This window comes from Streptococcus sp. GMD6S (genome assembly GCF_000297015.1).
In genome coordinates, this window is sequence record NZ_AJRH01000036.1 from 1 (window position 1) to 15,313 (window position 15,313).

Annotated in this window: 14 protein-coding genes; 1 reads left to right on the top strand and 13 read right to left on the bottom strand. The window is 41.7% G+C overall.

Annotated elements, in window-relative coordinates:
• Positions 1-118: 118 nt before the first annotated feature.
• The 7 genes from GMD6S_RS06430 to parE form a co-directional block, all read right to left on the bottom strand.
• Complete coding sequence (locus GMD6S_RS06430; RefSeq protein ID WP_000037107.1) at positions 119-349, bottom strand: DUF2969 domain-containing protein; 231 nt, start codon at positions 347-349, stop codon at positions 119-121.
• Positions 350-461: 112 nt separating this feature from the next.
• Positions 462-1,499, bottom strand: a complete 1,038-nt coding sequence (locus GMD6S_RS06435) for a branched-chain amino acid aminotransferase (protein WP_337459978.1) — start codon at positions 1,497-1,499, stop codon at positions 462-464.
• A 115-nt stretch (positions 1,500-1,614) separates the two neighbouring features.
• Positions 1,615-4,095: a DNA topoisomerase IV subunit A gene (gene parC, locus GMD6S_RS06440; protein ID WP_008289234.1), complete on the bottom strand. Its 2,481-nt coding sequence runs from the start codon at positions 4,093-4,095 to the stop codon at positions 1,615-1,617.
• Between the two features lie 232 nt (positions 4,096-4,327).
• A complete protein-coding gene (locus tag GMD6S_RS06445; protein WP_000794837.1) occupies positions 4,328-5,182 on the bottom strand; it encodes an aminoglycoside 6-adenylyltransferase in 855 nt (284 codons plus the stop codon).
• Positions 5,172-5,684, bottom strand: coding sequence for a hypothetical protein (locus GMD6S_RS06450; protein WP_000982617.1), 513 nt, complete (start codon positions 5,682-5,684; stop codon positions 5,172-5,174). Before GMD6S_RS06450 ends, GMD6S_RS06445 begins: the two co-directional genes overlap by 11 nt.
• A gap of 401 nt (positions 5,685-6,085) precedes the next feature.
• Positions 6,086-6,562: a hypothetical protein gene (locus GMD6S_RS12255; protein ID WP_000378451.1), complete on the bottom strand. Its 477-nt coding sequence runs from the start codon at positions 6,560-6,562 to the stop codon at positions 6,086-6,088.
• 12 nt (positions 6,563-6,574) lie between these two features.
• The gene (gene parE / locus GMD6S_RS06460) at positions 6,575-8,518 is read right to left on the bottom strand and encodes a DNA topoisomerase IV subunit B (RefSeq protein WP_000037269.1); all 1,944 of its coding nucleotides are present in this window, start codon (positions 8,516-8,518) and stop codon (positions 6,575-6,577) included.
• 135 nt (positions 8,519-8,653) lie between these two features.
• Between parE and plsY the strand changes: the two genes are divergently transcribed.
• The gene (plsY, locus tag GMD6S_RS06465; protein ID WP_008289233.1) at positions 8,654-9,295 is read left to right on the top strand and encodes a glycerol-3-phosphate 1-O-acyltransferase PlsY; all 642 of its coding nucleotides are present in this window, start codon (positions 8,654-8,656) and stop codon (positions 9,293-9,295) included.
• Between the two features lie 34 nt (positions 9,296-9,329).
• On the opposite strand, the gene GMD6S_RS06470 is transcribed toward plsY, so the two are convergent.
• From GMD6S_RS06470 to deoC, 6 genes are all read right to left on the bottom strand, one after another.
• Positions 9,330-10,286: an ABC transporter permease gene (locus GMD6S_RS06470; RefSeq protein ID WP_000029114.1), complete on the bottom strand. Its 957-nt coding sequence runs from the start codon at positions 10,284-10,286 to the stop codon at positions 9,330-9,332.
• Between the two features lie 2 nt (positions 10,287-10,288).
• The gene (locus GMD6S_RS06475) at positions 10,289-11,347 is read right to left on the bottom strand and encodes an ABC transporter permease (RefSeq protein WP_000038684.1); all 1,059 of its coding nucleotides are present in this window, start codon (positions 11,345-11,347) and stop codon (positions 10,289-10,291) included.
• The gene (locus GMD6S_RS06480; RefSeq protein WP_000929832.1) at positions 11,340-12,875 is read right to left on the bottom strand and encodes an ABC transporter ATP-binding protein; all 1,536 of its coding nucleotides are present in this window, start codon (positions 12,873-12,875) and stop codon (positions 11,340-11,342) included. The genes GMD6S_RS06475 and GMD6S_RS06480 overlap by 8 nt, the downstream gene beginning before the upstream one ends.
• Positions 12,876-13,011: 136 nt before the next feature.
• A complete protein-coding gene (locus tag GMD6S_RS06485; RefSeq protein WP_001036152.1) occupies positions 13,012-14,067 on the bottom strand; it encodes a BMP family lipoprotein in 1,056 nt (351 codons plus the stop codon).
• 90 nt (positions 14,068-14,157) lie between these two features.
• Entirely contained in the window at positions 14,158-14,547 is a 390-nt protein-coding gene (locus tag GMD6S_RS06490; RefSeq protein ID WP_000246104.1) for a cytidine deaminase, read from the bottom strand.
• Positions 14,534-15,196 carry a deoxyribose-phosphate aldolase gene (deoC, locus tag GMD6S_RS06495; RefSeq protein ID WP_000773690.1) on the bottom strand — a complete coding sequence of 221 codons (663 nt, stop codon included), beginning with the start codon at positions 15,194-15,196 and terminating at the stop codon, positions 14,534-14,536. Before deoC ends, GMD6S_RS06490 begins: the two co-directional genes overlap by 14 nt.
• Positions 15,197-15,313 lie beyond the last annotated feature (117 nt).

A 15,313-nucleotide genomic window follows, 5' to 3' on the forward strand; every position in this document is an offset into this window, starting at 1 on the left:
GATTCGAACCCCCGAACCCGAAGGAGCGGATTTACAGTCCGCCGCGTTTAGCCTCTTCGCTATCTCTCCAATGTTTAACGAGAACTATTATATCATGAAATTTTCAATAAAACAAGTATTATTTTGTCAAATTATAGTTTTCAATCAAAATTTCCACAGCTTTTTCAAGTTTTTTATAAAAACTATCGACATTTCCATTCTTTATGATGGCAAATTGGCTATCTAATTCGGCAATTTCCCCAATAACCTTTTTCCCGATCGTCAAAACGTATCCTTCATAGCTGTCTTTTCCAACAGTCACTTTTGCATCCGTTAATTGAATTTCAATTTTCTTATCTTTTTTACTCATACTGTACCTCTTTTCACTTTTTCTATTGTACAAGAAAATGCTCAAACTAGCAAGAAAAAACTCCATTTCAGTCCTTACAACTGCTATGGAGTTCTTCTTTACTTCATGTCTTTTAGTCCACTTTGACAATCCATCCTTCAGGTGCATCTACATCACCAAATTGGATACCAGTCAATTCATCATAGAGTTTACGTGTCACAGGACCTACTTCTGTTTCACTATAGAAAACATGGAAATCATCGCCATGTTGGATGCCTCCAATTGGCGAAATAACCGCTGCTGTTCCACAAGCACCTGCCTCTACAAAACGATCCAAATTATCAATTGGAACATCACCTTCAATCGGAGTCAAGCCCAAGCGGTGTTCTGCCAAGTAAAGCAAAGAGTACTTGGTAATAGATGGCAAGATAGATGGACTCAATGGCGTAACAAATTCATTGTCTGCCGTGATTCCAAAGAAGTTGGCTGATCCGACTTCTTCTATCTTTGTATGAGTAGATGGGTCTAGGTAGATAACGTCTGAAAATTGGCGTGACTTGGCCATTTTACCTGGGAGGAGACTAGCAGCATAGTTCCCACCTACCTTGGCCGCACCCGTACCATTTGGAGCTGCCCGGTCGTATTCATCCTGAATCAAGAAGTTGGTTGGGACTAAACCACCTTTAAAATAGTTACCAACTGGCATAGCAAAGATGGTGAAAATATACTCTTCTGCTGGTTTAACCCCAATAATATCCCCAACACCAATCAAAAGTGGACGAAGATAAAGGGTTCCACCTGTTCCATATGGTGGGACGTATTCTTCATTTGCACGCACAACTGCTTTACAAGCTTCTACAAACATTTCTGTCGGAACTTGTGGCATCAAAAGACGGTCACAAGTACGTTGCAAACGCTTAGCATTTTCGTCAGGACGGAACAGTTGAACACTGCCGTCCTTGGTACGATAGGCTTTCAATCCCTCAAATGCTTGCTGTCCATAGTGGAGACTTGGAGAAGACTCTGAAATATGCAAGGTTGCATCCTCTGTCAATTCTCCTTGATTCCATTGACCATTTTTGTAGTGAGCGATATAACGGTAAGGTAGTTTCATATAAGCAAATCCAAGGTTTTCCCAATCAATTGCAACTGTCATGTGTTTCTCCTTTATACTATTCAAACTATGTGTTCTATTCTACACTTTTCTAGTAAAATTTCAAGTATTATTTGTAATTTTCTGAAAATTTTTTCAACATAAAGAAATCAGCCCTCTGGACTGATTCTTTTTAAGAATTTGCTTTATCTTCTTTAAAGACTTCTTTGAGGTAAGCATCGAAAACTTCTTCATCTGAAATGGTGTCTGATATAAAGCTTCCATTGCTAGTGCGTTCAGACAAGTTCAAATCTTGCAATCGGCTCTCATAGATTGTTCCCTTGTTAGATTGGACAAGGAGCGTTTGGTCGTTTTCTTCTACTTCTGTACTAAAAAGATCACCAACGAAACCTTGCTCTGCAACTGCTCCTGCTAAAAAGACACGGTGCGGTTTGTTTTTCAACTCACGCAAGACTTGTAGGCCTCGTTTGGCACGGCTGGTCGCTGGAATTTCCTCAATGGAAACTCGTTTCAAGCTTCCACGTTGGGTCAAGAGGTAGAAGGATGAGGTGTTACAGATAAAGGCAGCCTGAAGTGCATCATCTGCTTTCAGGTTCATAGCCTTGACACCTGCAGCCTTGGCACCGACAACGGGAACCTCTTCGATATTGAAACGAAGGGCATAACCGTTTTGACTAATCAAGAGAACATCATCTAGTTTGATTGGAGCTACTGCTACTATCTGGTCTGTCTCGTCTTTAAGCTTAGCATATTTAACAGACTTCGACTTGTAGGTCCGCCATGGAGAGAATTCTTTGCGTTCTACGCGTTTGATTTGGCCGAGACGAGTAGCTGCAAAGTAGGTTGTCGCATCATCAAACTGATCTACCACTTCAACATAAAGGATTTCTTCGTTCGTTTCGAAGTTTGTAATGGTCTGGCTCAGATGCTCTCCGATATCTTTCCAGCGAATATCTGCCAATTCATGGATTGGTCGATAGATGACATTTCCAAGAGTTGTAAACATCAAGAGGTGCTGGGTTGTCTTGGCAGATTGAACAAAGATCAAACGATCATCATCACGCTTGCCAATTTCTTCCAGCGTAGATGCTGCAAAGGAACGTGGGCTAGTACGCTTGATGTAACCAGCCTTGGTCACGCTAACATAGGTATCTTCCTCAGCAATCAAACTAGCTGTATCAATCTCGATAACTTTCGCAGTGTCTTCTAAGGTACTCAAACGTGGAGTCGCAAATTTCTTTTTGACCTCACGGAGTTCTTTCTTCATGAGATTGTACATAGTCCGTTCATCACCGATGATAGCCGCAAGCATGGCAATCTTTTCACGCAATTCTGCTTCTTCTTCCTGCAAGACAACCACGTCTGTATTGGTCAAACGGTAAAGTTGCAAGGTAACGATGGCCTCAGCCTGCTCTTCTGTAAACTCATAGCTGACCTTGAGGTTTTCCTTGGCGTCAGCCTTGTTCTCAGAAGCACGGATAAGGGCAATGACTTCGTCCAAAATCGAAATCACGCGAATCAAACCTTCAACGATATGGAGACGTTTCTCAGCCTTTTCCTTGTCAAAGCGTGAACGAGCCAAAATCACTTCACGACGGTGGGCGATATAGCTAGACAAAATTGGGACAATCCCAACCTGACGAGGTGTGAAATTGTCAATCGCCACCATGTTGAAGTTGTAGTTGATTTGAAGGTCAGTGTATTTGAAGAGATAGTTGAGTACGAGCTCGGTATTAGCATCTTTCTTGAGCTCAATAGCGATACGAAGACCGTCACGGTCAGACTCATCACGAACCTCAGCAATACCAGCTACCTTGTTATTGACACGAACATCATCGATTTTCTTGACGAGATTGGCTTTATTGATTTCATAAGGAATCTCAGTGATAACGATTTGTTCCTTACCACCTTTTAGCTTTTCAATCTCCGTCTTAGAGCGAACGGCCACGCGCCCTTTCCCAGTTTCATAGGCCTTTTTGATTTCGTCACGGCCTTGGATAATCCCTCCAGTCGGGAAATCTGGTCCAGGCAAGAATTCCATCAGCTTATCCACCTTGGCAGTTGGGTGGTCAATCATGTAGACTGTCGCATCGATAACTTCGGCCAAATTATGTGGTGGAATGTCCGTAGCATATCCAGCTGAAATCCCAGTCGAACCATTGACCAAAAGGTTGGGAAAGGCTGCTGGTAAGACAGTTGGTTCTTTCTCGGTATCGTCAAAGTTCCACGCAAAAGGAACGGTCTTTTTCTCGATGTCCTGAAGGAGATAACCTGCAATCTCAGACAAACGTGCCTCTGTATAACGCATAGCCGCCGGCGGATCTCCGTCCATAGAACCGTTGTTACCGTGCATTTCAACTAGAATCTCACGATTTTTCCAGTCCTGAGACATACGGACCATGGCATCATAGATGGAACTGTCACCGTGTGGGTGGAAATTCCCCATGATATTCCCGACAGACTTGGCAGACTTACGGTAGCTCTTGTCAAAAGTATTGCCATCCTTATTCATCGAATAAAGAATGCGACGCTGAACCGGCTTCAAACCATCCCGAATGTCTGGCAAAGCCCGGTCTTGAATAATATACTTGGAGTAGCGACCAAAGCGCTCTCCCATGATGTCCTCAAGGGACATGTTTTGAATGTTACTCATATAAGATACAAAGCCCGTAAAATGCAAAGTGAAAATACAGCGAGCGATGCTCGCAAGAGAATTTATCTTTTTCACACAGTATTTAGGGCGTGTTCAACTCCTTTCAAAGAATGTAGAGTGGTTTTTATAGAATAAGGGATAATTTACAGAAATTAGTCCCGTGTTCAGTTACTATATATAACTAAACTATCTTTTCTGTAGTTTAATCTTTTAAATTATATACTTCATTTAGTTAGTGATTTGAAAGTCTCTCCTCAGCATACTCAATCATCTTCTCAGCTACTTCCATATCATAGTCAAATCCCTCTTTTTGAGCAAGGAAATGAGCCTCTTGATGGAAAAGTTCCATGGTAGCAAATAAAGACTGAGTGAGTTTTTCTAAACTTGAGAAATCAAGTAGGTTCGAGAATTGTTTCTCTTTCTCAGCAGGTAGATAGTTAAAGAGATATTTATAGTTCTTACCAATATCAATCGTCCCCTTATCAGCTGCAACTTGCCAAGCCACGACCTTCAAGAGTTCTTGCTGACAAATCCCATAGAGATGGTCAGTAGCATAGATGACTTGCTTGCGACAGATTCCTTTGACCACGTAAGCTGACACCCACCAAAATTCATTGCAGGCTTTTTGAAAATCAATCGCACTAGCTGGGTTTGTCCAGTAACGTTGAGGATTTGGAGAATAGGGCACAAACAAGCCTTTCTCATCTTTCAAAACTGTATAATCAGCTTCACTATCCACCCACTCTTGAATATATTCCGTAGGACAGAGGGTCAAATCAATCCGATTTCCATCTTCAAAGAGCATGAGATAAAGTCGACGGTTACCTAGAACATTATGCTGCTCAATGATACGTGTTCCAAACTGGTCCAACCAAGCAAGATTACTCGTTAGATTATCTAAGTCGTCCACGACATAAACAACATCATAATCTTGAAACTCATCTTTTGGTGCTTTTGTATCAGTTCGTGAACCGGACATGGCGACAGCCTCGACTTTTAGACTTTTTGCGGTTTGTAAAATTAATCTCAGCATTTGCGCTTCACTTCTATGTTGTCTGCACATATCTTTTATAGAATTATTTTTCATTGCCGTCTTGCTCCTCTTGTTTTTGGATGCCTCGTATTCTTTTCTTCTCAAGCTCTCCTACGATCAATTGGATAGTTGAACAAATCCCCAAAACGATTAAAATAAAATATAACAAATTCATATCGTTTCTATGATATATTTGAAAGCTTCTCCATAATACAAAAGTATTTACTAATGAAAGAAGGAAAAGTAAAATAGCATTGAATCGAAGTGTTATAGCAAACTTACTCTTAAAAAACCTATAATGTTTTCCAATCCGATAGAGAGTATATAGTGAAAAAACAATCATCAAAGGTGTGAAGGCAAGTGCATAAAATAAGATAAACCCTATTCCTGAGTATGGTTTACTTTCCATTGGTAGATCTAATAGACAGATACCAATAGTGAGGATGTTCAATATAAACAAAGATACTGTACGAGCACACTCTTTTCTACCTTTATTGTTCATTAAATCATATATAATTCCAAAAATGGCCAAGAGAACAAGGAAAAAAGGCATCATTAATAACGTAATCAATCCAGCACCTCCAATAGTTTTAGCGATTGTTTACATGCAAAAGATGATCGTCGCCTTTACTTGAACTTTACAACTCCCCTGTATGGTAAAGTTTATACCCTTCGTAATAATATGAAGCATCCACCCCCTGAAAAAAACGGGCTTGAGTGAGGTCATCCGTCAGATTATTGAAGAGGAGATACTTGAGTTCTTATCAGCGTCAACTTTTAAAGTTTTAACTGTTCCTAAAATCAGTCCAAGCATTTAGGGTTCTGTTCTCATATTTCTCTCCTTCATCACTTAGAGCTGTTTGAAATTGTTTTTCATTATATATCGTAAACCATTTGCCATCTCTTACATAATCTAAGCAATTAATCACTATTCCCTACCAAAAAGTATTCTGTGTCTTACTGATTTCGTTTGGTGTAATGGAGATAGAGAGGAGGAAGATAGGAAACTAGAATCATCAAAATCATTACCAAGAATGTCAACAGATGGATCTGAACTAAATTTACCACATACCATCCCAGAATACCTACAGATAGGGGGCCTAAAACATAGGATAGGAAAATCAAAAAAGCCTTCCACCGTTTCTCCGGATAGACGTAACACAATCGAATAAGTGTGTAGACTAAGGCTCCTGCTATCAAAGGAAAACCAATAAACAGCATAATAGCAGTCGCTACTAAAGCACTGGATTCTGAGGAATCCATATTAAATAAAAGCATCAAGATCATAAATAAAGTAAATACAATCGGTGCATATAATCCTTGGAAACTTTTTTTTCGACTATTGATGTAGAATGCAAGAATAGCCGAGGGTAAAGAAACTAAGAAAATCAAACCCAAATAACTTCCAAAAATCGAATGTCCGGAACTATCCATTATTCATACTCCTTAAAACACTGTCGCTTCCTCCAGCGTAAACTTAACATTATCTTCAATCCATTTACGGCGTGGTTCAACCTTGTCTCCCATGAGGACATTGACGCGACGTTCAGCGCGTGCTAGGTCTTCGATGGTGACACGGATAAGAGTGCGGGTTTCTGGATTCATGGTTGTTTCCCAGAGCTGATCTGCGTTCATTTCACCAAGTCCCTTGTAGCGTTGGAGGGTTGCGCCTTTACCAAACTGTTTGCGGAGTTCTTCTAGTTCTCCGTCTGTCCAAGCATAAGCTACTTCTTCTTTCTTGCCTTTGCCTTTGGACATCTTGTAAAGAGGCGGAAGGGCAATATAGACATGGCCTGCCTCAACTAGCGGACGCATGTAACGATAGAAAAATGTCAAGAGCAAGGTCTGGATATGGGCACCATCGGTGTCCGCATCGGTCATGATAATGATCTTGTCATAGTTGGCATCTTCAATGGAGAAGTCTGCACCCACACCCGCACCAATGGTATAAATCATGGTATTAATTTCTTCATTTTTGAGGATATCCGCCATCTTAGCCTTGGCTGTATTAATCACCTTACCACGAAGAGGTAAGATAGCCTGGAACTTGCGGTCACGACCTTGTTTGGCAGAACCACCGGCAGAGTCACCCTCGACTAGATAGAGTTCATTCTTAGCTGGATTTTTAGACTGGGCTGGCGTTAATTTACCAGAAAGCAAGCCCTTGTCTTTCTTATTCTTCTTGCCATTTCGGCTCTCATCACGCGCCTTACGTGCTGCTTCACGAGCATCACGGGCCTTGATAGCCTTGCGAATGAGATTAGAAGCTAGTTCTCCATTTTCCATGAGGAAGAAGGTCAACTTATCAGCCACAATTCCATCTACAACAGGACGAGCCAGAGGACTCCCTAGTTTATCCTTGGTCTGACCTTCAAACTGGAGGTGTTCTTCAGGAACTAGGATAGAAAGAACGGCTGCAAGTCCCTCACGATAATCTGAACCCTCAAGGTTTTTATCTTTTTCCTTGAGAAGTCCCGTTTTACGAGCGTAGTCATTCATAACCTTGGTAATGGCAGACTTAAGTCCTGTCTCATGCGTTCCACCATCTTTCGTGCGAACGTTATTGACAAAGGATAGAATATTATCTGAAAAACCATCATTGTACTGGAGGGCAACTTCCACTTGGAAACTATTGTCTTCGCCTTCAAAGTATAGGACTGGCGTCAAGGTTTCCTTGTCTTCATTGAGGTAAGAAACAAAGTCTTGTACCCCGTTCTCATAATGGAATTCGATAGATTCATCTGTTCGTTTGTCTGTTAATGACAAGGTTACATTTTTTAAGAGAAAGGCTGACTCATTAAGACGCTCTGAAATGGTATTGTACTTGAAATCTGTCGTAGAAAAGATACTAGCATCCGGCATAAAGGTAACTTTAGTACCTGTCTTAGACTTAGGTGCTGTTCCAACCTTTTCAAGAGTTGTTACGGGCTTCCCACCATTTTCAAAACGTTGCTTGTAGACTGCACCATCACGCGTAATTTCCACTTCCAGCCAACTAGAGAGGGCGTTGACTACAGAAGAACCAACTCCGTGAAGACCACCAGAAGTCTTGTAACCACCTTGTCCGAATTTTCCCCCAGCATGGAGAATGGTAAAGATAACTTCAACAGTTGGAATTCCCATGGCGTGCATCCCTGTCGGCATCCCTCGACCATGGTCTTGAACGGTTAGACTGCCGTCTTTATTGATAGTCACATCAATGCGGTCACCAAATCCAGACAAGGCTTCATCGACTGCATTGTCCACAATTTCCCAGACTAGGTGATGGAGACCAGCACCGTCAGTCGAGCCAATATACATCCCCGGACGTTTACGGACCGCATCCAACCCTTCTAGCACCTGAATGGCGTCATCATTGTAGTTATTAATATTGATTTCCTTTTTTGACACAAGGAACCTCCTATTTGTTCATCTTTTCTATTTTACAGGTTTTCTAGCGATTTTGCAAAGCTTTTCCCTTTCAGCTGTCACAATTTCACAGGATATTCTCTGACTTTCTATACCGTTTCATGGTATAATAGTTCTATGATGACATTTGTATTATTAATTTTAGCTTATTTGCTAGGTTCGATTCCGTCTGGTCTTTGGATTGGACAAATCTTCTTTCAAACAAATCTGCGTGAACACGGCTCTGGAAACACCGGAACAACCAATACTTTCCGAATTTTAGGTAAGAAAGCGGGTATGGCAACCTTTGTGATTGACTTCTTTAAAGGAACCTTGGCCACTCTCCTTCCTATTCTTTTCCACCTACAAGGTGCATCACCTCTTGTATTTGGACTTTTGGCTGTGATTGGACATACTTTCCCTATCTTTGCAGGATTTAAGGGGGGCAAGGCTGTCGCAACTAGCGCTGGAGTTGTTTTCGGATTTGCGCCTGCCTTCTGTCTCTATCTAGCAATCGTATTCTTTGGAAGCCTCTATCTAGGTAGTATGATTTCACTGTCTAGCGTTACTGCTTCTATCGCAGCCGTTATCGGAGTTCTCCTATTTCCACTATTTGGTTTTATCCTAAACAGCTATGACCCTCTCTTCATTTTGATTATCCTAGCACTTGCTAGCTTGATTATCATTCGTCACAAGGATAATATCACACGTATCAAAAATAAAACTGAAAATCTTGTCCCTTGGGGATTGAACCTAACCCATCAAAATCCAAAAAAATAAAACGCCAGTTTGAAACTGACGTTTTTTTGTATGCTTATTTTGACTTGATGTAGTTGATACCGTCTGCCTTAGGTGCAACTGCTTTTCCAAAGAAGGCTGCCAAGACAAGGATGGTCAAGACATAAGGGGCGATTTGAAGGTAAACCGCTGGCACTCCTTGTAGGAAAGGTAATTGAGAACCGATAACTGCCAAACTTTGTGAAAGTCCGAAGAAGAGACTAGAAAGCATAGCACCGATTGGGTTCCATTTACCAAAGATCATTGCCGCAAGAGCGATAAATCCAGGACCGACAATAGTTGTCACTGAGAAGTTAACTGAAATGGATTGAGCATAAATCGCTCCCCCAATTCCACCAAGGAAACCTGAAATAACAACCCCAAGATATCTCATTTTGTAGACATTGATCCCCAAGGTATCCGCTGCTTGAGGGTGTTCACCGACAGAGCGAAGACGAAGACCAAAGCGGGTCTTGAAGAGGATAAACCAAGCAAGGAAAGAGAAGGCAATCGCGATATAACCTAGTAGACTGGTTGACTTGAAGAAGATATCTCCAATCACTGGGATATCAGCCAAAACTGGGAAATCAAAACGTCCAAAAGTTTGGCTTAAGTTATCCGTTTGTCCTTTGTTATAAAGAACTTTAACCAAGAAAACCGCTAGGGCAGGCGCCATCAAGTTCAATACTGTACCACTGACAACATGGTCCGCACGGAAATGAACTGTAGCGACTGCATGGATGAGGGAGAAAATAGCTCCCACGATACCAGCAACTAACAAGGAAATCCAAGGAGTAGCTGCTCCAAGTTGTTCTGCAAACTCAAGGTTAAAGACAACCCCAGAAAAGGCCCCCATAACCATAATTCCTTCAAGACCGACATTGACAACACCAGCACGTTCAGAGAAAACGCCTCCGATACTCGTAAAAATAAGTGGTGCTGAGTAAATCAGCATAGAAGAGACCAAGAGGGTGAGTAATGTTGTAATAGACATCCTTACTTACCTCCTTTAACTTGTTTTTTAGGTTTGACAAAGCGTTCGATAATATAGTGAACGCTGACAAAGAAGATAATAGACGCTGTTACAATGCTAACAAGCTCAGACGGAACTTGTGCTGCGTTCATCCCCGGTGCTCCTACTTGCAAAACTCCAAATAAGAAGGCTGCAAAGAGAATTCCAATTGGTGAATTTCCAGCAAGCAAACTAACTGCCATCCCGTTAAATCCGATAGCTAATGATGATCCCTGAACGTAAACGTTTTGGAAGGTTCCAAGACCTTCGACAGCTCCACCAAGACCAGCCAAAGCACCAGAGATAATCATTGATAGAATGATTGTACGTTTTGCTGAAATACCAGCGTACTCTGAAGCGTGGGGATTGAGACCAACTGCGCGAATTTCAAAACCGAGAGTCGTTTTCTTGAGCAAGAACCAAATCACGCCAACAGCAATGATTGCAAAGAAGATTCCGATATTCATACGAGAATTTCCAGTCAACTCTGATAACCATGGGGTCTGGTATGTAGCGTTGGCACTAACACGAATCGTTGAGTCTGTACTTTGCATAATATCTTTAGGAAAGGCATGAATAAAGGCATTTCCCACATACAATACAATGTAGTTCATCATGATGGTCACAATGACCTCTGACGTACCGAGATAGGCTCTGAGGATACCTGGAATTGCTCCAACAATTCCACCTGCGATCAAAGCAATGATCACTGTCAATGGAATCAAAACGAGACGAGGCATGTCTGGATTTGACAAGGCAAACCAACCACTGAGAATCCAGCCTGCAAGTGCTTGACCAGGAAGTCCAACGTTAAAGAAACCTGCTCGACTGGCAACTGCGAAACCTAGACCTATCAAGACAAGAGGACCCATGGCACGGAAAATTTCTCCAATCCCACGGAGGCTACCAAAAGCTGTATAGAACAACTCCTCATAGCCCCAGATAGCATCATATCCGAAGATCCACATGACAATGGCTCCGAGCAAGATTCCTAAGAATACGGAAATCAAGGGAACCGAAATTTGTTGTAACTTTTTAGACATCACTCTTCTCCTTTCCCAAGTTTCCACCTGCCATCAAGACACCAAGTTCTTGTTTGTTAGTCGTTTCTGGCGATACAATACCTTGAATCTTACCATCGTGAATAACAGCAATTCGGTCTGAGACATTTAAAATCTCATCCAATTCAAAGCTGACAACAAGGACAGCCTTACCGTTATCACGCTCTTCAATCAAACGTTTGTGGATATATTCAATGGCACCGACATCCAAACCACGAGTTGGTTGGCTGACGATAAGGAGATCAGGATCACGATCAATCTCACGAGCGATAATCGCTTTTTGTTGATTTCCTCCTGAAAGAGCTGCTGCTGGAACAAATTCGCTTGCCGCACGGACGTCAAATTCTTCCATCAATTTCTTGGCATGTGAAGTGATATTGGCATAGTTCAAGATACCATTCTTGCTGAGTGGTTCTTTGTAGTAGGTTTGAAGAGCAATATTTTCTGAAATCATCATCTCCAAAATCAAGCCATCCCGGTGACGATCCTCAGGAACGTGCCCCACGCTTAGTTCTGTAATTTGTCGAGGATGCATTCCCACAATTGATTTGCCTTTTAATTCAACGCTACCTGACTCAATCTTACGAAGACCTGTAATGGCTTGAATGAGTTCAGATTGACCATTGCCATCAATACCTGCAATACCGACAATCTCACCAGCACGAACATCCAAAGAAAGATTCTTCACAGCTGGTACACCGCGGTTTTCATTGACAACCAAGTCTTTGATAGACAAGACCACTTCTTTGGGTTGTGGTGCCTGTTTTTCCGTTTTAAAGGAGACTGAGCGTCCAACCATCATTTCTGCCAAGTCCGCATTTGTTGCCCCTGCGATTTCAACTGTCTGGATTGATTTCCCACGACGGATAACCGTGACTCGATTGGATACCGCACGAATCTCATCCAGTTTATGGGTAATCAAAATGATAGACTTCCCTTCTTTGACAAGGTTTTTCATGATTGCCATCAACTCATCAATCTCTGAAGGAGTCAATACGGCTGTAGGTTCGTCAAAGATAAGGATATCAGCACCACGATAGAGTGTTTTCAAGATCTCTACACGTTGTTGGGCACCAACGGAAATATCCGCCACCTTAGCAGCTGGATCCACTGCCAAACCATAACGTTCAGAAAGAGCCTTGATTTCTTTAGTAGCACCAGCTATATCTAGAACACCATTTTTAGTGATTTCACTCCCTAAAATGATATTCTCAGCTACTGTAAAAGCTTCAACCAACATGAAATGTTGGTGAACCATCCCAATTCCAAGACCAGCGGCTTTAGATGGTGAGTCTAGTTTTACAACCTGACCATTCACCACAATTTCACCACTCGTTGGTTCAAGAAGTCCTGCCAGCATATTCATCAGAGTGGATTTACCCGCTCCATTTTCTCCTAAAAGTGCATGGATTTCACCTTTTCGCAGTTGCAAGTTGATTTTGTCGTTTGCTACAAATTCACCAAACACCTTGGTAATATCCCGCATCTCAATGACATTTTCGTGTGCCATATGCTCTTCCTTTCAGAGGTTTATTTTATTTCAATAAAACCTGCTAATCACATTAACAAGCTCTATTGAGACAAAAATTGCCTCAATTCTTAAAGAAGCGACCAATGGCCGCTTCCTAAGAAATGACTTTTATCCATTATTTTTCAGGAACTTTTACGCTTCCGTCAAGGATTTTAGCTTTTGCATCTTCAACAGCTTTTTTACCTTCTTCTGAAAGGTTTGTTACTGCTAGCTCAACCCCTTTATCTTTCAATGAGTAAACAATCACTTGTCCACCAGGGAATTCACCTTTTTCTGTTTTGTTGGCAATATCTTTTACAGTTGTACCAACTTGTTTCAATGTAGATACAAGAACAAAGTTAGATTCTTTACCATCTTTAGAAGTGTATTTACCTTCTGCTGCTTGGTCACGGTCTACACCGATAACCCAAACTTTTTCGTTTTCATTTTTGTTTTCGTTCAATGATTTTGCTTCAGCAAAGACACCAGCACCTGTACCACCAGCTGCTTGGTAGACAACGTCTGCACCGGCAGCGTATTGAGCTGCTGCAATTGTTTTACCTTTGGCAGCATCACCAAATGAACCAGCGTAGTCAACTTGGACTTTGATAGATGGGTCTACTGACTCAACACCAGCTTTGAATCCAGCTGCAAAACGTGAAATAACTTCAGATTCGATACCACCTACAAAACCAACTTGTTTTGTTTTCGTAGTTTTCGCTGCTGCAACACCAGCAAGGTAAGCTGCTTCGTTATCCGCAAATCTTACGCTCGCAACATTATTTTGACCTTCAATCACATCATCAATCAAGACATAGTTTAGGTCAGAGTGGTCTTTTGCTGCTTCCTCAACTGCATTGTGAAGGGCAAAACCAACACCGAAGATCAGGTTGTAACTTCCAGCCGCTTGTTGCAAGTTGTTAGCATAGTCTGCTTCGCTTGTTGATTGGAAGTAAGTGTAACCTTTATCTTTAGAAAGATTGTGTTCTTTACCCCAGTCTTGCAAACCTTCCCAAGCTGATTGGTTAAATGATTTATCATCAACACCACCAGTATCTGTTACGATTGCTGCTTTGGTCTTCATTTCTGATGAAGATGAAGCTGCGTTACGAGAAGAGCGGTTACCACATGCAGCAAGTCCAACTGCTGCTACTGCAACTAGACCAAGGCCTAGCCATTGTTTCTTGTTCATTACTGAACCTCCTAAATAAGATGTGCAACGATGTTGCAAGTATGGATTGGTTGGCCACAAGGACCACAGCCACTACAAGAGCGGCCCAGACTAATTTAAGTCTGTAAATGAGTATGGAAGTAACTCCCCGACCGTCATCTCGACCGTCGATTTATCTTTAGCGACTAAAGTCACTTTTAGATCTTGTTCAAAAAATTCAACCATGACCTGGCGGCAAGCACCACATGGCGAGATGGGTTTTTCAGTTTGTCCGTAGACAATCAATTCTGAAAATTCCCGTTTCCCCTCAGAGACTGCCTTGAAGATAGCTGTACGTTCCCCACAGTTAGTCAAGGGATAACTAGCATTCTCGATGTTCACACCTGTATAAATACTACCATCCTTGGCTACTAAAACAGCTCCGATAGGAAAGTGAGAATAGGGCACGTAGGCATTCTTGCTGGTTTCAATTGCTAGTTCAATTAACTCAGTAGTCGCCATCAGCCAATTCTCCTTTTAAGATTGCTACACCAGCGGATGTTCCAATACGAGTAGCACCTGCTTCCACAAAAGCGACAGCATCCGCATATGAACGAGCTCCACCAGCTGCCTTAACTCCCATATCTGGTCCGACTGTTTTACGCATCAACTGAACATCCTCAATAGTGGCACCACCAGTTGAAAATCCAGTTGATGTTTTGACAAAGTCAGCGCCTGCTTTCTGGGATAATTGGCAAGCCACAACCTTTTCATCGTCTGTCAACAAGCAAGCTTCAATAATGACCTTCACCAACTTGTCACCACTTGCTTCTACGACAGCACGGATGTCCGATTCAACTAAATCCAGATTGCCTGATTTGAGAGCACCGACATTGATAACCATATCAATCTCATCTGCACCATTTTGGACAGCTTCTTTTGTTTCAAAAGCTTTCACAGCTGAAGTTGTTGCTCCCAAAGGAAAACCTACTACTGTACAAACTTTTACATCTGAGCCTTCAAGCCCTGTTTTCGCATGTTTCACCCATGTGGGATTAACACAAACGCTGGCAAAGTCATACTCACGCGCTTCAGATAGCAAACAATCAATTTGTTCTTGGCTTGCATCTTGCTTTAAAAGCGTATGATCAATATATTTATTTAACTTCATATTCGGATTCTCCCTGGTTTTATGAGATAATTTCTATAATTTCTCGTAAACTTTGCACTCCATCATTTATTTTAACATATTTTTGAAATTCTGTAACTAGTTCAGAAGAAATTTTTC